This is a genomic window from Alterinioella nitratireducens, from assembly GCF_013155465.1.
Classification (GTDB): Bacteria; Pseudomonadota; Alphaproteobacteria; order Rhodobacterales; family Rhodobacteraceae; genus Alterinioella; species Alterinioella nitratireducens.
In genome coordinates, this window is the sequence record NZ_JABJVX010000025.1 from 1 (window position 1) to 17,884 (window position 17,884).

Sequence of the window (17,884 nt, forward strand, 5' to 3'; positions counted from 1 at the left end):
CGGGTCAGCTATGACGGCAAGTCGGTGGATTACGGCTCGGCCGAGGATCTGCTGGTGCGCATCCGCACCATCGAGCGGGCCATCGCGGGCACGACACGGCCGCTGCCGGTGGCCGGGCTCGCGGGCTTCTCGCGCGGGGACCGCTGATGTCGGCGACCTGGTTCGATCATGCCATCGCCACGGTGGCGCCGCGCATGGCCGCGCGCCGCGTGATGGCGCGTCAGGCGTTCGAGACCCTGACGCGGGGCTACGACGGCGCGGCGCGTGGGCGTCGCACCGAGGGCTGGCGGGCGCCGGGATCCTCGGCCGACACCGAAATCGGCGTCGCCGGGGCGCTCCTGCGCGACCGGATGCGGGATCTCGTGCGCAACAACCCGCATGCGGCCAAGGCCGTGGCGGTGCTGGTCAATAACATCATCGGCGCGGGCATCATGCCCCGCGCCGCCAGCGGCGACGACACGCTCGACCGAAGGGTCGACGCGCTCTTCGAGCGCTGGACGGCGGAGTGCGACGCCGATGGTCAGCTCGACTTCTACGGCCTGCAGACGCTGATCTGCCGCGAGATGGTCGAGGCGGGCGAGGTGCTGGTGCGCCGCCGCCTGCGGCGATCCTCGGACGGTCTGCCGGTACCGCTGCAATTGCAGGTGCTGGAGGCCGACTTCCTCGACGCCACGAAATCCGGCGCCCTCGGCGCGGGCCGCCTCGTGCAGGGGATCGAGTTCGACGCGGTGGGCAAGCGCCGGGCCTACTGGCTGCATGCCGAGCACCCGGGCGACGCGTATGGCGCTTTGCAGAACGGCTTGCAGAGCCGCCCGGTCCCGGCGACCGAGATCGCCCATGTCTACGAGAAGCAGCGCACGCAGGCGCGCGGCGTCCCTTGGGGCGCGCCGGTGATCCGGTCCTTGCGCGATCTCGACGACTATGAAGTAGCCGAACTGGTCCGCAAGAAGACCGAGGCCTGCGTCACCGCCATCGTCTTCGGCGACGACGAGGCGCAGCAGGGCATCGCGCCCTCCGTGGTCGATGCCGACGGGAACAGGGTCGAGCAGTTCGAGCCGGGGCTGATCGCCTATGCGCGCGGCGGCAAGGACATCCGCTTCAACCAGCCCTCGGCCACCGGCGGCTACGGCGAATACAAGCGGGCCAGCCTGCACACGATCTCGGCCGGGTTCCGGGTGCCCTACGAGTTGCTGACCGGGGATCTCAGCCAGGTGAACTATTCCTCGATCCGGGCGGGGCTCGTCGAGTTCCGCCGCCAGATCGATGCCGTGCAGTGGCAGCTCTTCATCCCGATGTTCTGCGCGCCGGTCTGGCGCTGGTTCACCGAAGCCGCATGGGCGGCGGGGCAGATCCCGTCGCCGACGGTTCCGGTGGAATGGTCGCCACCGAAGTTCGAGGCGGTCGATCCGCAGAAGGATGCGATGGCGAACCTGCTGTCGATCCGCTCGGGCACCATGACGCTGGCCGAGGTGATCGCCCGGCAGGGCCGCAACCCCGACGCCGTGCTGGCCGAGATCGCGGCGACCAACGCCAAGCTCGACGCGCTGGGGCTTGTCCTCGACAGCGACCCGCGGCGGGTGTCCAAGACCGGCAGCGCGCAGACCAGCGATCCGGCCACCGACGACCCCTCCGCCGAAGCGGATGACACCGACCCGGCGCAGGCCGACCAACAGGACTGACCTTCATGGACACGATGATCGAACTGCCGGCCATGCGCCGGTCGGCGGAGCTTGCGCCGAACAGCGTCGACAATGACGCGCGCACCGTCGAAGTGATCTGGTCGGCAGGCGCCCGCGTTCGCCGCGCGACCTTCTTCGGCGAGCCCTATGACGAGGAACTGAGCCTCGACCCGGCCCATGTCCGGCTCGACCGGCTGAACGCGGGGGCGCCGTTCCTGAAGGTGCACGAGCTCGACACGCTCGACGCGGTGATCGGCTCGGTCGTGCCGGGCTCGGCCCGGATCGAGAACGGCCGGGGCATCGCGCTCGTGCGCATCTCCGAGCGCGCCGATGTCGAGCCGATCTGGCGCGATATCCAGGCCGGGCACATCCGCGCGGTCTCCATCGGCTACCAGGTCCACCGCTTCGAGGTCTCGAAACCCGAGGCCGCGCGCGAACTCTGGCGCGCGGTCGACTGGACGCCCTTCGAGGTCTCCGCCGTCGCGGTCGGCGCCGATCCCGCCGCCGGTTTCCGCGCCCAGCATCCCCTTCACGACTGCGTCCTCCACCGCCGGGACGCCCCCAAATCGCAAGGAGCATCCCCGATGACCGACAAGACCCAGACCCCGGCGAGCGACGCCGCAACCCCCGCCACCACCCAGCCGACCGAGCCGGTCGAAACCGAGGACACCCCCATGACCGAGCCGAAAGCGGCTGCGCCCGACCCGAAGGTCGCCTCCAGCGAACCGAAGGTCCACGCAAGTGAGACGCGCAGCCAGCCGAAGACGCAGGCAACGCCCGCGCCCGACACCGAAGCGGTCGCCACCCGCGCCCGCGAGGCCGAGCGTGACCGCGTCTCCACCATCTACGATCTCGCGGGCCGCCTGAACCTCGAGCGCGGCTTCGCCGAGGATCTGGTCAAGCGCGGCGTCAGCGTCGACGAGTCCCGCCGCCTGATCCTCGATCAGGTCGTCGCGAAATCCGACGAGACCCGGACCTTCGGCCATGTCTCGGTGCCGCTCGGCGGCCGGGACGAGCGGATCACCCGTCGCGATGCGGTGGCGAACGCGCTGCTGCACCGCTACAGCCCGACGCTGTTCCAGCTGGAGGACTCCGCACGCCAGTACCGCGGCATGACGCTGCTGGAACTCGCCCGCGAAAGCCTCGGCAATGCCGGCGTCAACACGCGCGGCCTCTCGCGCGACGAGGTGGCGACGCGCGCGCTGCACTCGACCTCGGACTTTCCCGAGATCCTGTCGGCGGTGACCAACAAGACCCTGCGGCAGGCCTACGAGGCCTATCCCCGCACCTTCATGCTGTTCTGCCGCCAGGTGCTCGCCACCGACTTCAAGGCCATGCACCGGGTCCAGCTCGGCGAAGCCCCGCAGCTGCTCGAGGTGGGCGAGAGCGGCGAGTTCAAGCGCGGCACGCTCGGCGAGAGCAAGGAGAGCTACAAGGTCAAGACCTATGGCCGGGTGGTCGCCATCACCCGCCAGACCCTGATCAACGACGATCTGGACGCCTTCACCCGGATCCCGGCGATGTACGGCAACTCCATCGCCCAGCTGGAATCGGACGTGGTCTGGAGCATCATCACCGCCAACCCGGCCATGGCCGACGGCAACGCGCTGTTCCACACCACGCACAAGAACCTCGCGGGTACCGGGGCGGCGCTGGACGTCGGCAGTGTCGGCGCGGCCCGCGCGGCGATGGCCAAGCAGACCGGCCTCGACAAGAAGACGGTGCTGAACGTCCGTCCCGCCTTCCTGATCGTGCCCGCCTCTCTGGAACTGAAAGCCGAGCAACTGGTCGCGCAGAACCTCGTGCCCGCTGCGACCTCCAGCGTGGTGCCGCAGTCGATCCGGACGCTGGCGCCGATCAGCGAGCCTCGGCTTGACGCCGCCAGCGAGACCGCCTGGTATCTGGCGGCCAGCCCGAACCAGATCGACACCATCGAGTACGCCTATCTCGAGGGTCAGCAGGGCGCGTACATCGAGACCCGCAACGGCTTCGACGTCGACGGCGTCGAAATCAAGTGCCGCCTCGACTTCGGCGCCAAGGCGATCGACTGGCGCGGCCTCTACAAGAACCCGGGCGCGTAAGGCCCTCATCCTGAAGCCTGATACGCGGGCGGTCCTGACGGGCCGCCCGTCGTCTTTCCACGAGGATCCTCCCCATGAAAAACTACGTCCAGCCCGGCAACACCATCACCCTGACCGCGCCCTATGCCGTCGCCTCGGGCGATGGCCTGCTCGTCGGCTCCATCTTCGGCGTCGCCGCCGGAGCGGCGGCCCTCAGCGAGCCCGTCGAGACCGCGCTCGTCGGCGTCTTCGACATCACCAAGGTCGGCTCGCAGGCCTGGACGGTCGGCGCGAAGGTCTACTGGGACGACACCAACAAGCGCACCACGACCGTGGCAACCGACAACACCCTGATCGGCGTGGCCGTCGAGGCGGTGGCGAGCGGCGCGGGCGACACCATCGGTCGGGTGCGCCTGAACGCGGCCTTCTGATGACGGCCTTCGCCGCCGCGCTCGACGCGCTCTTCGCGGATGCGCATCTCGGGCGCGACGTGGTCTACACCGCCGAGGGCGGCGCGCCCGTGCTGGTGCGCGTCGTCGCCCGCCGCGCGGATGTCGTCTCCGACTTCGGCGACGCGCGGCTCTGGTCCGAGACCACCCGGCTCGACCTGCGCGTGGCCGAGGTGGCGAACCCGCGTCCCGGCGACCGCATCGAGATCGACGGCGACGCCTTCCTCATTCAGGGCGAGCCCGTCCGCGACCGCGAGCGGCTGGTCTGGACCGTCGACCTGCGCCCGGCGTGACCGCGATGAAACTGAAGCTCGACATCGATCCCGACATCGTCGCGATGATGGCGGCCGAAGTGGCGGCGGGCGAACGCGCGGTGACGTCCGCCATGCGCGAGGCCGGGACCGGGCTGAAGTCGGCCTGGCGGTTGCAGATCATCGGCGCGGGGCTCGGGCCCCGGCTGGCCAACTCGATCCGGAGCCAGAACTTCCCGAGGTCGGGCGAGAGCCTCGACGCCGCCGCGCTGGTCTGGTCGAAGGCCCCGGTCATCGTCGGTGCGCATGACACCGGGCCGCTGATCCGCTCGAAGAACGGGTTCTGGCTGGCCATCCCGCTGCCCGCGGCGGGCAAGTCCCTGCGCGGCGGCCGGATCACCCCCGGCGAATGGGAGCGGCGACGAGGGCTGCGCCTCCGCTTCGTCTATCGCCGCACCGGGCCGAGCCTGCTGGTGGCGGAGGGTCGGCTGAACACGAAGGGTCAGGCGGTGGTGTCGCGGTCGAAGACCGGGCGCGGCAAGGTCACCGCGCCGATCTTCCTGCTGGTGCCGCAGGTCAAGCTGCCGAAGCGGCTGGATCTCGCTCGGGACGCGGACCGGGCGTTGGACAGCGTACCGGGGCTGATCGTGGCCAACTGGGTGGAGGCGAAGCTATGATCAGCGCCTGAACAAGAGCAGCCTCAGGTCAGGCCCAGAGACGCCAGCGCGACACCGGCCAGCGCACAGCCCGCAAGGACCGTCACGGCGCCCAGCCGGAAGCGGAAGACAGCCACGAGCGCGGCGAGCACCAGCGCCGCAGCCGCCAGGTTCACTGTGGACCAGACGGGCACATCCAGATCGAGGCCGTACGCTGTAACGGTCCGCACCTCGTCGAAGACCACATGCAGACCGAACCAGACGGCGAGGTTCAGGATGACGCCCACCACGGCCGCGGTGATGGCGGTCAGGGCGGCGGTCAGCACCGCGTTGTCGCGCAGACGCTCGATGAAGGGCGCGCCGAGGAAGATCCACAGGAAGCAGGGAACGAAGGTCACCCACGTCGTCAGCAGCCCGCCGAGCGTTGCCGCCATCAGGGGCGACAGGCCGCTCGCCTCTCGGAAGGCGCCCATGAAGCCCACGAACTGCGTCACCATGATGAGCGGCCCCGGCGTCGTCTCCGCCATGCCGAGGCCGTCCAGCATCTCGCCGGGAGCGAGCCAGCCGAAGTTCTGCACCGCCTCCTGCGCGACATAGGCCAGCACCGCATAGGCGCCGCCGAAGGTCACCACTGCCATGACGCTGAAGAAACCCGCGATCTGCGAAAACACGTTCTCTGGCCCAAGGGCCGCGAACAACACCGCCACCGGGGCAAGCCAGAGGACGAGGAAGACGCCGGAAATCCGAAAGGCCCACCCCCGATTGACCTGCGTGTGATCCGGCGATTCCTCACCCAGCAGGGTGTCGGAGTCGTCGACCTGCACCTTGCCGACCTTGCCGTGTCCGCCGCCGCCATGGAATGCAGGCAGGCCCGCACGCGCCCCGAAGAACCCGATAAGGCCAGCGACCAGGATGATCAGCGGAAACGGCACTGCGAAGCCGAAGATCGCCACGAAGGAGGCGGCGGCGATGGCGACCATCGCCCCATTCTTGAGCGCACGCGAGCCGATGCGAATGACCGCCTGCACCACGATGGCCAGCACCGCGGCCTTGAGCCCGAAGAACAGCGCCTCGACCGGGCCGACATTGCCGTAGAGCGCATAGATCCAGCTCAGCGCCATGATCGCCACGACGCCGGGCAGCACGAAGAGGACGCCCGCGATGATGCCGCCCAGCGTGCGGTGCATCAGCCAGCCGATATAGACGGCGAGCTGCATTGCCTCCGGCCCCGGCAGGAGCATGCAGTAGTTGAGCGCATGGAGGAACCGTTTCTCGCCCAGCCACCGCTGCTCCTCGACGAGGATCCGGTGCATGAGCGCGATCTGCCCGGCCGGACCGCCGAAGCTCAGGAGGCCGATGCGGGCCCAGATGCGGGTGGCCGCGGCCAGCGTGGGGTATGCGCGGTCCTGCATCAGTCTGCCTTCGGCTTGTTGGTGGGCCAGTTGTGGGTCTCGTCGGTCGCGTCCCGCGCCCAGCGATAGAAGGCGTCGTAGAGCAGCATTCCGGCCTCCAGCTGCTCCAGATCGTCGGAATACATCCGCGACAGCCCGAGCGACGCGGCCAGCAGACCGGCCGCCTCGGGCGCGAGGTCGAGCCGGGCGGTATCGGCGCCGCGCACGATTGTCGCGAGCCGGTCGAGCGCGGGAATGCTTAGACCGAACTCGGCCAGCATAACGTCGAAAGTGCAGAGGTCTTCCCGGTGGCTCCAGAACACGCCTTCGATGTCGAAGGGCGACGCATTGTAGCGTTCCGCGACGCCCACCACCTCGGCGGGCGCGACGAACAGGATGATCGCACGGGGATCGAGAAAGCGCCGGATCAGCCAAGGACACGCGATGCGGTCGATCTTGGGGCGCGAGCGGGTGACCCAGATGGTGCGGCCCTGCGCGTCGCGCGCGGGCAGCTTCACCGGATCGATCAGCGGCAGGCCGGCGGAGCGCCATGCCTCGAACCCACCCTCGAGATACTCGGACGGGCAACCTTCGGCGCGAAGCAAGGCGGCAGTGCCCTGACTGCGCCGGTGACCGGCCTGACAAACGGCGATCGAAGGCTGGCCGCCGAGCTGTGGCGCGAGGGCGGCGAGCGCCTGGTCGTCGATCCGGACAGAACCTGGGAGCAATCGTGGATCGGCGGCGAAATCTTCCTCGGACCGCACGTCGAGCAAAAGCGGTGCGCGGGGGGTTCCGATGATGCGGGTGAGCTTGTCGAACGAAATGGCATTGGGCGCAGGCATGTGCGTTCCTCCGTCGCCGGGGTTGAACAGGAACGCGATCTTCAGCTGGCGCCTCGTGGGGAGCTCGCAATCCCCATGGGTCCAGTTACCGGAAGTGCTCTGAAACTGTCAAGAATTGCAAAGGTCAAGCTGCCCATGTTCGGGCGCTTCGGACATCGAAGAGACCCTCCATGCCCACCCCCCGCGAAACCATCCTCGCCGCGCTGCACGCGCGGCTCTCGGCGCTGCCCGCCACCGCCCTGCGCGGCGAGGTGCTGCCCGAGCGCATTCCGGCCGAGGGGCTCCTGGTCCTGCGCGACGGCGAGCCGGGGGAGCCGGAGGTCACGCTGTCGCCGCTCGCCTACCACTACCAGCACCGTGCCGAGATCGAGGCGGTCGTTCAGGGCGCCGATCGTGACGCATCATTCGACGCGCTGACCGCCAGCATCGGCGCGGCGCTCGCTGCCGACCGGACACTGGGCGGGCTCTGCGACTGGGTCGAGGCGGAAGCGCCGCGGCCGGTCGATCTGCCGGTCGAGGGCGCGGCGAGCCTGAAGGCGGCCGTGATCCCGGTGGTGCTGCACTATTCCACGGTCGACCAGCTGGCCTGACCCAACCGACGACAGGAGAACACCATGGCACGAGCCCAGGGGGCGCGGGCGCTGATGGCGCTTGCGTTCGAGACGACCTATGGCACGCCGCCCGTCAGCGGCTTCACCCGCATGCCCTTCGCCAGCACGTCGCTCGGCGCGGAGCAGCCGCTGCTGAACTCGGAGTTGCTGGGTTACGGCCGCGATCCGCTGGCGCCGATCAAGGACGCGGTCACGGCAGACGGCGATGTCGTGGTGCCGCTCGACGCCGAGGCCTTCGGCTTCTGGCTGAAGGCGGCGTTCGGCGCGCCCACGACCACGGGCGCGGAAGCGCCCTACAGCCATGAGTTCCAGTCGGGGTCCTGGACGCTGCCCAGCATGTCGATCGAGACCGGCATGCCCGAGGTGCCACGTTACGCGATGTATTCGGGCTGCGTGCTCGACCAGTTGACCTGGCAGATGCAGCGCTCGGGTCTGCTGACCGCAACGGCGCGGCTGGTGGCGCAGGGCGAGACGGTGGGCACCACGACCAGCGCGGGAACGCCGACTGCGCTGGAGCTGAAGCGGTTCGGCCATTTCAACGGGGCGATCACGCGCAACGGAACGGCGCTCGGCAACGTGGTCTCGGCCGAGATCACCTATGCCAACAATCTCGACCGGATCGAGACCATTCGCTCGGACGGGCGCATCGACGGTGCGGACCCGTCCATCGCGGCGCTCACGGGTCGGATCGAGGTGCGCTTCGCCGACCAGACACTGGTGACGCAGGCCATCAACGGCGAGGCCTGCGAGATGGAATTCGCCTACGTCCTGCCCTCGGGCGAGAGCTTCACCTTCACCGTGCACGCCGTCTACCTGCCGCGCCCCCGGATCGAGATCTCCGGGCCGCAGGGCGTGCAGGCCACCTTCGACTGGCAGGCCGCCCGCGACAGCGTCGTCGGCCGGATGTGCACCGCCACCCTCGTGAACGACGTGGAGAGTTACTGATGCTGACGCTCGACCTGACCAACGCGCCGCGCTGGCATGACCTCGCCCCCGGCGTCCGGGTGCAGCTGCGCCCGCTGACGACCGCCCTGATGGTCGCGACGCGCAGCGCCCCCGCCGTCGAGGCGGTGCCCGAGGAGGCTTCCGACGAGGAGCGCGCGGTTGCCTTCGCCAAGGCGCTGGCGCGACGGGCTGTGCTCGGCTGGGAGGGCATCGGCGATGCCGACGGCAACCCGATCGATCCCAGCCCCGAGGCCATCGACGCGCTGCTCGACGTCTGGCCGATCTTCGAGGCCTTCCAGCTGACCTACGTCTCGAAGGGCCTGCTGCTGGAACAGGAAAAAAACGCCTCCGCGCTCTCGCCGACTGGTCCTTCGGTGGGGGCGAGCGCTACTGCGAAGCCTGCCAAGGGCCGTGCCCGGACTGCCCGGCGCGGCTGAACCGCCCGGAAACGCCGGAGGGTTGGCAGGTCTGGGACCTGGTCGGCCGTCTCGGCGGCCAGATGCGTGTCCTGCCCGGCGCGGTGATCGGGTGGGACATGTCGGCGGCGCTGGCGCTCGGTGACGCGCTCGGCGTGCCGCCGCTCGCCATGGCCGAACTGCTGCCCGTCATCGAAGCGGTGATGGTCGCCAAACTCAACGAACAGATGGATCATTCCCATGGCGGAAAAACGGGTTAGCGTCCGCCTCGCGGCCGTGGGCGGACGGCAGGTGCGTGCCGAACTGGAGGGCGTGGGCGAAGCCGGATCGCGTGGCTTCGGCCGGCTGAGCCGGGAGATGGAAGCGGCCAACGCCCGGCTGGCGGCGTTTTCTCGTCGTGTAGCTGTGGCTGCAGCCGCCGCCGTGGCAGCCGCTGCAGCCGCTGGCGTGGCAATGATCCGGTCCGGCCTGCAGACCGTCGATGCGCAGGCGAAGCTCGCGCAGTCGCTGGGGACCACGGTCGCCTCGATCCAGACGCTGGAGCGGGCGGGCGAACTTGCGGGCGTGTCGATGTCCGGCATCGAGCAGGCGACGAAGGATCTGACGCGCCGCCTCAGCCAGGCGGCCGCCGGAACCGGTCCCGCCGCCGACGCGCTGGACCGGCTGGGGCTGTCCGCCACCGACCTGATCGCTCTGCCGCTGGACCAGCGCGTCGGCGCGATCAACGCGGCGATCGAGAGCTTCGTCCCTGCTGCCGAGCGCGCGGCTGTCGCGGGCCAGCTCTTCGGCGAGGAAGGCTCCATCGCCATGTCGCGGATCGACACCGCGACGCTGCGCCAGGCGACGGAGGACGTGCGCGCCTTCGGGGTTGTCGTCTCGGAGCAGGATGCCGACCAGATCGAACGGACGAACGACGCCATCTCCCGCCTCGGGCTGATCTGGCGCGGGCTGTCCAACCAGCTGGCCGTCGCCGCGGCCCCCGCGCTGGAGGCCGTCGCCAACGCGATGGCTGCGGTCGCCAGCAGGACCGGCCCGCTCGGCATCGCGATCCGCGGCCTCTTCGATAACATTGGCCGCCTGACCACCTATGCCGCCACCTTTGCGGCCTTCCTCGCGGGGCGCTGGGTAGCTGGCATGGCCGTTGCGGCGCTCTCTGTGCGCGGGCTGGCAACAGCGCTCGTCGTGCTGCGCGGCGCGCTGATCCGCACCGGCATCGGGGCGCTGATCGTCGGCGCGGGCGAGCTCGTCTACCAGTTCACGCGTCTCGTCTCCGGTGCGGGCGGCTTCGGCGAGGCGATGTCGCTCCTGAAGGACGTCGCTGTCGAGGTCTGGGAACGGATCCGCATGGGCGCCGCAGCGGCGGGTGCCGCCGCCACGGCGATGTTCTTCGACCTGAAGGCAGACGCCGCGTCGGGCATGCAGAGCGCCATCGAGAGCGTGGTGGCTTTCGGCAACACCGCCGCGAACACGTTCGAGGGCGCCTACGAGGCGATCAAGGCGATCTGGGGCCTGCTGCCCGCCGCCATCGGCGATCTGGCGTTCCAGGCGGCCAACAGCCTGGTCGACGGCGTCGAGGCGATGCTGAACGGCGTGGTCTCGCGCATCAACGGCTTCATCGGCGGAATCAACCAGGGCCTGGAAGCCCTCGGGTCGGAGCGGCGCATCTCGCTGGTGCCCGATCTCGACCTCGGCGAGATCGAGAACCGCTTCGAGGGCGCGGCGACGGCAGCAACCACCGCAGCGCAGGCGGCGTTCGACCGGGCCTTCGAGGACAACCCGCTGACCGCGCCCGATCTCGGTCTGACCGAGGCGGCGAACCGGGCGCTCGAGTCCGCGAACCTCTATCGCGGCGCCGCGCGCGATCTCGCCGAGGGAGCCCGTGCACCCCTCGAAAGCTGGCAGGCGCTGCGCGATGCGGTGCGCGGCACCGACGAGGCCAGTGCCGATGCGCTGACCGAGGCCACGGGCGCGGCCGAGCGGCTGGAGACCGCGCTTGGCGATGCCGGACGCGCCGCCACGGGTGCCGGTGCGGCGGCCGGGGCGGCTGCCGCTGCGGCGGAGCCCGCGACAGAGGCCGCCGTCACCGGCTGGCAGGCGGTCACCGCCGCGCTGTCGGATTACGCCAGCAAGGCGCGCGAGATCGGCGGCGACATCGGCCAGAGCCTCGTCGGCGCTTTCCAATCGGCCGAGAACGCGGTGGGCCAGTTCGTGCGGACCGGCAAACTGAACTTCCGCGACTTGGTCACCTCACTGCTCGCCGATCTCGCCCAGCTCGCAGCGCGACGCTTCATCCTGGGACCGATCGCCAATGCACTCTCGGGTGTCTTCGCCGGCGCGGGCAGCATCTTCGCCAACATCCTGCACGCAGGTGGCATAGTCGGATCGTCCGGCCCCTCGCGCATGGTCCCTGCCATGGCCTTCGCCGCCGCGCCCCGGATGCATTCGGGCGGCACTGTCGGGCTTCGCCATGACGAGGTGCCTGCAATTCTGCAAAGGGGCGAACGGGTACTCTCGCGACGCGAGGCGCAGAGCTACGGCGCGGGCGGCGGGATCAACGTCACCATCATGGCCCGCGACGCCGAGAGCTTTCGGCAGTCCCGAACCCAGGTCGCGGCCGACATTGCCCGCGCGATCTCGCTCGGGCGGAGGGGCATGTAATGGCGTTTCACGAGGTCCGGTTTCCCGACAACATCAGTCGCGGCGCGCGGGGCGGGCCGGAACGGCGCACACAGATCGTCGAGCTCGCCTCGGGCGACGAGGAGAGGAACGCCAGCTGGGCGAATTCGCGCCGCCGCTACGATGTGGCCTACGGCATCCGCCGCGCCGACGATCTGGCGGCGGTCGTGGCTTTCTTCGAGGCGCGGAACGGTCGCCTCCACGGCTTCCGCTTCAAGGACTGGGGCGACCACAAGTCCTGCCTGCCCTCGGGCACGCCATCGCCGACGGATCAGGCAATCGGTACCGGCGATGGCACGACGACCGCCTTCCAACTGGTGAAGCACTACGCCTCGGGCGCGCAGTCGTGGACGCGTACCATCGCCAAGCCGGTGACCGGAACCGTGCGCATCGCGCTGGCGGGCGTCGAGCAGCTGTCCGGCTGGTCGGTCGACACCACGACCGGCGTCGTCACCTTCACCGCGGCGCCGGGCTCCGGCCTCGCGATCACCGCGGGCTTCGAGTTCGACGTGCCGATCCGCTTCGACACCGATGTGCTCGACGTGACGCTCGACCTCGAGCGACTCGGCTCGATCACCTCCATTCCGCTTCTGGAACTGCGCCGATGAAGACCCTCGCTCCCGCCCTGCAGGCCCATCTCGACGAGGGCACGACGACGCTCGCCTGGTGCTGGAGGATCGCCCGCGCCGACGACGTCACCTTCGGCTTCACCGATCACGACCGGACGCTGAGCTTCGACGGGACCGACTTCGAGCCGGAAAGCGGCCTGACGGCGTCCGAGGTCCGCTCGGGCTCGGACCTCTCGGTCGATGCTCAGGACGCCGAGGGCGTGCTGACCTCGGACCGCATCTCCGAGACCGACATTCTCGATGGCCGCTGGGACAACGCCGAGGTCGAGGTCTGGCGGGTGAACTGGTCTGATCCCGGCCAGCGCGTGCTGATGCGGCGGGGCGCCATCGGTCAGATCCGGCGCGGGCGGCTCGCCTTCGTCGCCGAGGTCCGCTCGCTCGCCCATGTGCTGGGCCAGACGGTCGGGCGGACCTTCCAGGCGACCTGCGATGCCGCGCTCGGCGATGCGCGCTGCGGTGTCGATCTGGAGGCCCCCGCATTCAAGGGTACGGGCGCCGTCATCGACATGCTGCGCGACCGGGCCTTCACCGCCTCGGGCCTCGGCGGCTTCGCCTCCGGCTGGTTCACCTTCGGCACTATCGACTGGACCAGCGGCTCGAATGCGGGGCGGCGCACCGAGGTGCTGGGCCATGACGTGACGGACGGCATCGCCGTGCTGACCCTGCTCGAGGCGCCGGTGCGTGCGATCGCCGAGGGCGACGCTTTCACCATCCGCGCGGGCTGCGACAAGCGCATGGAGACCTGCGGGGCAAAGTTCGCGAACACAGCCAGTTTCCGCGGCTTCCCGCACATCCCCGGCCAGGACGCCGTTCTCCGCTACGCCACGAAGGATGGCGGGCACGAGGGGTCCGTGCTGTGACGCAACCTCTCGCATCGGCCGACCCGGCGCGCGTCATCGCCATTGCGCGCTCCTGGCTCGGCACGCCGTACCACGACCAGGCGAGCCTGCGCGGCGTCGGCTGCGATTGCCTCGGGCTCGCCCGGGGCGTCTGGCGCGAGGTCGTCGGCCCGGAGCCGTTCCCGATCCCGCCCTACAGCCGCGACTGGGGCGAGACCGGCCCGCGCGAGGTGCTGGCCGACGGCGCGCGCACCATGATGATCGAGGTGTCGCTCGCCAAAGCCGATCCCGGCGCGCTGGTCCTCTTTCGGATGATGCCCCGCGCCATCGCCAAGCATGTCGGGATCCTCACCGGGCCCGGCGCATTCCTGCACGCCTACGAGCGGCTCGGCGTGATCGAGGAACCGCTCACCCAGAGCTGGAGGCGGCGCATCGCCTTCGCCTTCCTGTTCCCGCAACGCTGAGACCCCGACATGGCCACCCTTGTTCTCGGTGCCGCTGGCGCCGCCATTGGCGGTTCGATCGGCGGCGCGATCCTTGGCGTCAGCGCCGCGACCATCGGCGGCTTCATCGGCTCGACGATCGGCTCGGTGGTCGACAGCTGGATCATCTCGTCGCTCGCGCCCACCCAGCGTATCGAGGGCGCGCGGCTCGACACGCTGCGCATCACCTCGGCCACCGAGGGCGCGGTCATCCCGCGGCTCTACGGTCGCATGCGCATGGGCGGCAACATCATCTGGGCGACGGATTTCCGCGAGGAGACGAAGACTACCACCCAAGGCGGCGGCAAGGGCGGCGGAGGCGGCAAGGTCAAGACCACCGAGTATCTCTACTATGCATCCTTTGCCGTGGCGCTTTGCGAGGGACCGATCACCGGCATCGGGCGCATCTGGGCAGACGGCAAGCCGATGGACCTCTCCGGCGTCACCTGGCGCTGGTATCCGGGGGATGAGGCGCAGACCGCGGACCCGTTCATCGCGGCCAGGATGGGCGCGGCCAGCACCCCCGCCTATCGCGGCACCGCCTATGTGGTCTTCGAAGAACTGGCGCTCTCGACCTACGGCAACCGCCTCCCGCAGCTGTCGTTCGAAGTCTTCCGGCCGCTCGCCGATCCCGACACCGCCGAAGGGCTGACCCGCGCCGTCACCATGATCCCGGCCTCGGGCGAGTTCACCTACGCGACGCAGGCGATCCGCAAGACCGATGGCGGCGCGACGGTGCCCGAGAACCTGAACGCGCTGGCCGACTCCACCGACATGGTCGAAGCGCTCGACCGGCTGCAGGCGATGGCCCCTGCGGTTGAGAGCGTTAGCCTCGTCGTCGCCTGGTTCGGCGACGATCTGCGCGCGGGCTCCTGCAAGGTGCGGCCGGGCGTCGAGGTCTCGGCCAAGTCGACCACGCCCGCCGGTTGGGCGGTGAATGGCGTCAGCCGCGCCAGCGCCTTCCTCGTCAGCCGCGACGATCAGGACCGCCCGGTTTATGGCGGCACGCCGTCCGACTTCGCCGTCGTGCAGGCGATCCACGAGATGAAGGCGCGCGGGCTGCGCGTCACCTTCTATCCCTTCATCCTGATGGACGTCCCGCCCGGTAACACGCTGCCAAATCCCTACAGCGACAACGCCGCCGAGACCGGCCAGCCCGCGTTCCCCTGGCGCGGGCGGATCACCTGTTCGCCCGCCGCTGGCTTCGCAGGAACCGTGGACAAGACGGCCACGGCCGCAAGCCAGGTCGCGGCGCTGTTCGGAGCGGCCACGCCCGCCAGCTTCAATGTCTCGGGCGAGAGCGTCAGCTGGACCGGGCCCTCGGGCGACTGGGGTCTGCGGCGCATGGTGCTGCACTACGCCCATCTCTGCGCGGCGGCGGGCGGGGTCGACGCCTTCCTGATCGGGACCGAGATGCCGGGGCTGACCACCATTCGCTCGGGCGCCAGCACCTATCCGGCGGTGCAGGCGTATCGGGACCTCCTCGCGGATGTGCGCTCGATCCTCGGGGCCGGGACGAAGATCGGCTACGCCGCCGACTGGTCGGAGTATTTCGGGCACCAGCCGGGCGATGGCAGCGGCGACGGGTTCTTTCACCTCGATCCGCTCTGGTCGGACAGCAACGTCGATTTCATCGGTATCGACAATTACATGCCGCTGTCCGACTGGCGCGACGGGTTCGAGCATCTCGACGCGGCCGAGGGCTGGTCCGCGATCTACGACCGGGTCTACCTGCAGGAGAACATCGCGGGCGGCGAAGGCTTCGACTGGTTCTATGCCAGCGCCGCCGACCGCTCCGCGCAGGTCCGCACGCCGATCACCGACGGCGCCGCCAGCAAGCCGTGGGTGTTCCGCTACAAGGATCTGCGCGCCTGGTGGTCGAACCCGCACTACAACCGTCCCGGTGGGGTGGAGAGCGGGACGCCGACGGCGTGGGCGCCGGAGTCCAAGCCCATCTGGTTCACCGAGCTCGGCTGCCCGGCCATCGACCGGGGGACGAACCAGCCGAACGTCTTCTTCGACCCGAAGTCGTCCGAGAGCTTCACGCCGCATTTCTCGCGGGGCTGGCGCGACGACGCCATCCAGCGCGCCTATCTCGAGGCGACCTACCTCTTCTGGGGCGAGGCCGCGAACAACCCGGTATCCTCGGTCTATGGCGGCCGGATGGTGCATCTGCCGGAATGCGCCGCCTGGACCTGGGACGCGCGGCCCTATCCGTTCTTTCCGGCGCTGACCGACGTCTGGACGGACGGGGCGAACTGGCGGCTCGGCCACTGGCTTACCGGGCGGCTTGGGGCGGTGTCGCTGGCGGCGCTCGTCCGGCACCTCAGTCTGCGCGCCGGGCTGCCCGAGGCGCGGATCGACGTCTCCAGCCTCTGGGGCGCGGTCGAGGGCTACGCTATCACCGCGCTGGAAAGCCCGCGCGCCTCGATCACCACGCTGTCGCGGCATTTCGGCTTCGACGCGGTCGAGACCGAGGGCGTGGTCCGCTTCGTGATGCGCGGCCGGGCCTCCGTCGCCACCCTTGCGCCCGACGATCTGGTCGCCGCCCGTGAAGGCGACGTGCTGGAGCTGACGCGCGGCCAGGAGACGGAACTGCCGCAGGCGCTGAAATGGCAGGTCGCCCGCGCCGACGAGGATTACGATGCGGCCCTCGTCGAGACGCGGCGCATCACGGTGGACACCACGCGGATCGCCTCGGAGTCTTTCCCGATGGCGGTACCGCCCGAGGAAGCCGAGCGGCGCTGCCGCCGCGCGCTGATGGAGGCATGGGTGGGCCGCGAGACGGCGGCGTTCCGTTTGCCACCCTCGCGCCTCGCGTTCGATCCGGCCGATGCGATCCGGCTCGCGCATGACGGGCGTCTGGTCGATCTGCGGCTCGTCTCCATCGCCGACGCGGCAGCGCGCGGCATCGAGGCGGTGCGGCAGGACCGTGCGACTTACGATCTGCCGCCCGGCGATCCCCGCGCGGCGTCGCTGACGCGGGCCGTGGTGTTCGGCGCGCCGGACGCGGTGCTGATGGACCTGCCGCAGCTGACCGAGGACCAGCCCGCGCATCGACCGTTTGTCGCGGCGCACGCTCTTCCCTGGCCGGGCGAGATGGCGGTGTTCCGCAGCCCCTCGACGGACGGGTTCGAGTTGCTGACCACGTTCGGCAGCCGCGCCCGGATCGGAGCGCTGGTCTCGGACTTCTATCCGGGCCCCACCTCACGCTTCGACCACGGCAATGCGCTTGTGGTCGATCTGCTCACCGGCACGCTGGAGAGCGTCACCGACCTGACGCTGTTGGGCGGCGCCAATGCGCTGGCTATCGAGAGCGCGCCCGGCACCTGGGAGATCGTGCAGGCGGGCGCGGCCGAGCTGCTGGCGCCGGGTCGATACCGGCTGACCCGGCTCCTGCGCGGCCAGCGCGGCACCGAGGGCGCGATGGGCAATCCGGCGCCCGCTGGCGCTCTTGTCGTGGTGCTGGACGCGTCGCTGGCGTCCCTGCCGATTGCCGAGGCCGATCTCGGATTGCCGTGGAACTGGCGCATCGGTCCGGCGAGCCGCCCCGTCAGCGACGAGACCTATGTGGCGCAATCCTTCACGCCCGCGGGCGTCGGGCTGCGGCCGTTCTCCGGCGCCCATGTCGAGCAGCCGTGGCGCAGGCCGCGCACGCCCGGCGATCTGACGATCCGCTGGACGCGCCGGTCCCGAGCTCTCGCGGCCGACAGCTGGGGCGGGCTAGAAGTGCCGCTCGGAGAAGAGCTCGAAGCCTACGAGGTCGAGATCCTTGATGGCGCGACCGTTAAGCGGGTGCTGAGCACCGCCACCACCAGCGCGGTCTACACCGCCGCAGACCAGACCGCCGATTGGGGCGCGCCGCTCGGCCCCGGTGACACGCTCGACAGCCGCATCTACCAGCTCTCCGCCCTCGTCGGGCGGGGCGCGCCCAAGACCCTCACGCTGATACTCTGAG

The 17,884-nt window shown here is 70.0% G+C and carries 17 protein-coding genes; 15 read left to right on the top strand and 2 right to left on the bottom strand.

What is annotated here, in order from left to right; genetic code table 11:
• The 6 genes from HNS34_RS21125 to HNS34_RS19495 all read left to right on the top strand — a co-directional run.
• Positions 1-147 (top strand): phage head-tail joining protein (locus HNS34_RS21125; RefSeq protein WP_172321757.1); only part of this gene is annotated, 147 nt, incomplete at its 5' end.
• Positions 147-1,679 carry a phage portal protein gene (locus HNS34_RS19475; RefSeq protein WP_172321758.1) on the top strand — a complete coding sequence of 511 codons (1,533 nt, stop codon included), beginning with the start codon at positions 147-149 and terminating at the stop codon, positions 1,677-1,679. The genes HNS34_RS21125 and HNS34_RS19475, both read left to right, overlap by 1 nt.
• A gap of 5 nt (positions 1,680-1,684) precedes the next feature.
• A complete protein-coding gene (locus HNS34_RS19480) occupies positions 1,685-3,760 on the top strand; it encodes a prohead protease/major capsid protein fusion protein (protein ID WP_172321759.1) in 2,076 nt (691 codons plus the stop codon).
• 74 nt (positions 3,761-3,834) lie between these two features.
• The gene (locus HNS34_RS19485) at positions 3,835-4,170 is read left to right on the top strand and encodes a DUF2190 family protein (protein ID WP_172321760.1); all 336 of its coding nucleotides are present in this window, start codon (positions 3,835-3,837) and stop codon (positions 4,168-4,170) included.
• Positions 4,170-4,481 carry a head-tail joining protein gene (locus tag HNS34_RS19490; RefSeq protein ID WP_172321761.1) on the top strand — a complete coding sequence of 104 codons (312 nt, stop codon included), beginning with the start codon at positions 4,170-4,172 and terminating at the stop codon, positions 4,479-4,481. The genes HNS34_RS19485 and HNS34_RS19490 overlap by 1 nt, the downstream gene beginning before the upstream one ends.
• 5 nt (positions 4,482-4,486) lie before the next feature.
• Entirely contained in the window at positions 4,487-5,116 is a 630-nt protein-coding gene (locus HNS34_RS19495) for a DUF6441 family protein (protein ID WP_172321762.1), read from the top strand.
• Between the two features lie 23 nt (positions 5,117-5,139).
• Here the strand turns inward: HNS34_RS19495 and chrA are convergent, their stop codons facing one another.
• On the bottom strand, positions 5,140-6,507 hold the full coding sequence (gene chrA, locus HNS34_RS19500) for a chromate efflux transporter (protein ID WP_172321763.1): 1,368 nt from the start codon (positions 6,505-6,507) through the stop codon (positions 5,140-5,142).
• Complete coding sequence (locus HNS34_RS19505) at positions 6,507-7,328, bottom strand: chromate resistance protein ChrB domain-containing protein (RefSeq protein ID WP_172321764.1); 822 nt, start codon at positions 7,326-7,328, stop codon at positions 6,507-6,509. The genes chrA and HNS34_RS19505 overlap by 1 nt, the downstream gene beginning before the upstream one ends.
• 170 nt (positions 7,329-7,498) lie before the next feature.
• Here HNS34_RS19505 and HNS34_RS19510 point away from each other — a divergent pair, with 170 nt between their 5' ends.
• From HNS34_RS19510 to HNS34_RS19550, 9 genes are all read left to right on the top strand, one after another.
• Entirely contained in the window at positions 7,499-7,918 is a 420-nt protein-coding gene (locus tag HNS34_RS19510; protein ID WP_172321765.1) for an acyl-CoA transferase, read from the top strand.
• 24 nt (positions 7,919-7,942) lie between these two features.
• The gene (locus tag HNS34_RS19515) at positions 7,943-8,884 is read left to right on the top strand and encodes a phage tail tube protein (RefSeq protein WP_172321766.1); all 942 of its coding nucleotides are present in this window, start codon (positions 7,943-7,945) and stop codon (positions 8,882-8,884) included.
• Complete coding sequence (locus tag HNS34_RS19520) at positions 8,884-9,321, top strand: phage-derived protein YdaY family protein (protein ID WP_172321767.1); 438 nt, start codon at positions 8,884-8,886, stop codon at positions 9,319-9,321. Before HNS34_RS19515 ends, HNS34_RS19520 begins: the two co-directional genes overlap by 1 nt.
• Before the next feature lie 62 nt (positions 9,322-9,383).
• On the top strand, positions 9,384-9,560 hold the full coding sequence (locus tag HNS34_RS19525) for a DUF7697 family protein (protein ID WP_172321756.1): 177 nt from the start codon (positions 9,384-9,386) through the stop codon (positions 9,558-9,560).
• On the top strand, positions 9,541-11,958 hold the full coding sequence (locus HNS34_RS19530; protein WP_172321768.1) for a phage tail tape measure C-terminal domain-containing protein: 2,418 nt from the start codon (positions 9,541-9,543) through the stop codon (positions 11,956-11,958). Before HNS34_RS19525 ends, HNS34_RS19530 begins: the two co-directional genes overlap by 20 nt.
• Complete coding sequence (locus HNS34_RS19535) at positions 11,958-12,584, top strand: DUF2460 domain-containing protein (protein WP_172321769.1); 627 nt, start codon at positions 11,958-11,960, stop codon at positions 12,582-12,584. The genes HNS34_RS19530 and HNS34_RS19535 overlap by 1 nt, the downstream gene beginning before the upstream one ends.
• On the top strand, positions 12,581-13,465 hold the full coding sequence (locus HNS34_RS19540; protein WP_172321770.1) for a phage/gene transfer agent baseplate hub protein: 885 nt from the start codon (positions 12,581-12,583) through the stop codon (positions 13,463-13,465). Before HNS34_RS19535 ends, HNS34_RS19540 begins: the two co-directional genes overlap by 4 nt.
• Positions 13,462-13,908, top strand: a complete 447-nt coding sequence (locus HNS34_RS20840) for an NlpC/P60 family protein (RefSeq protein WP_172321771.1) — start codon at positions 13,462-13,464, stop codon at positions 13,906-13,908. Before HNS34_RS19540 ends, HNS34_RS20840 begins: the two co-directional genes overlap by 4 nt.
• 9 nt (positions 13,909-13,917) lie before the next feature.
• Positions 13,918-17,883 carry a baseplate multidomain protein megatron gene (locus tag HNS34_RS19550; protein ID WP_172321772.1) on the top strand — a complete coding sequence of 1,322 codons (3,966 nt, stop codon included), beginning with the start codon at positions 13,918-13,920 and terminating at the stop codon, positions 17,881-17,883.
• Position 17,884: the final 1 nt, after the last annotated feature.

Bases quoted from the DNA above. Each gene is read 5' to 3' on its own strand.
- HNS34_RS19475 (WP_172321758.1), top strand. From the start codon at position 147: ATGTCGGCGACCTGGTTCGATCATGCCATCGCCACGGTGGCGCCGCGC.
- HNS34_RS19480 (WP_172321759.1), top strand. From the start codon at position 1,685: ATGGACACGATGATCGAACTGCCGGCCATGCGCCGGTCGGCGGAGCTT.
- HNS34_RS19485 (WP_172321760.1), top strand. From the start codon at position 3,835: ATGAAAAACTACGTCCAGCCCGGCAACACCATCACCCTGACCGCGCCC.
- HNS34_RS19490 (WP_172321761.1), top strand. From the start codon at position 4,170: ATGACGGCCTTCGCCGCCGCGCTCGACGCGCTCTTCGCGGATGCGCAT.
- HNS34_RS19495 (WP_172321762.1), top strand. From the start codon at position 4,487: ATGAAACTGAAGCTCGACATCGATCCCGACATCGTCGCGATGATGGCG.
- chrA (WP_172321763.1), bottom strand. From the start codon at position 6,507: ATGCAGGACCGCGCATACCCCACGCTGGCCGCGGCCACCCGCATCTGG.
- HNS34_RS19505 (WP_172321764.1), bottom strand. From the start codon at position 7,328: ATGCCTGCGCCCAATGCCATTTCGTTCGACAAGCTCACCCGCATCATC.
- HNS34_RS19510 (WP_172321765.1), top strand. From the start codon at position 7,499: ATGCCCACCCCCCGCGAAACCATCCTCGCCGCGCTGCACGCGCGGCTC.
- HNS34_RS19515 (WP_172321766.1), top strand. From the start codon at position 7,943: ATGGCACGAGCCCAGGGGGCGCGGGCGCTGATGGCGCTTGCGTTCGAG.
- HNS34_RS19520 (WP_172321767.1), top strand. From the start codon at position 8,884: ATGCTGACGCTCGACCTGACCAACGCGCCGCGCTGGCATGACCTCGCC.
- HNS34_RS19525 (WP_172321756.1), top strand. From the start codon at position 9,384: ATGCGTGTCCTGCCCGGCGCGGTGATCGGGTGGGACATGTCGGCGGCG.
- HNS34_RS19530 (WP_172321768.1), top strand. From the start codon at position 9,541: ATGGCGGAAAAACGGGTTAGCGTCCGCCTCGCGGCCGTGGGCGGACGG.
- HNS34_RS19535 (WP_172321769.1), top strand. From the start codon at position 11,958: ATGGCGTTTCACGAGGTCCGGTTTCCCGACAACATCAGTCGCGGCGCG.
- HNS34_RS19540 (WP_172321770.1), top strand. From the start codon at position 12,581: ATGAAGACCCTCGCTCCCGCCCTGCAGGCCCATCTCGACGAGGGCACG.
- HNS34_RS19550 (WP_172321772.1), top strand. From the start codon at position 13,918: ATGGCCACCCTTGTTCTCGGTGCCGCTGGCGCCGCCATTGGCGGTTCG.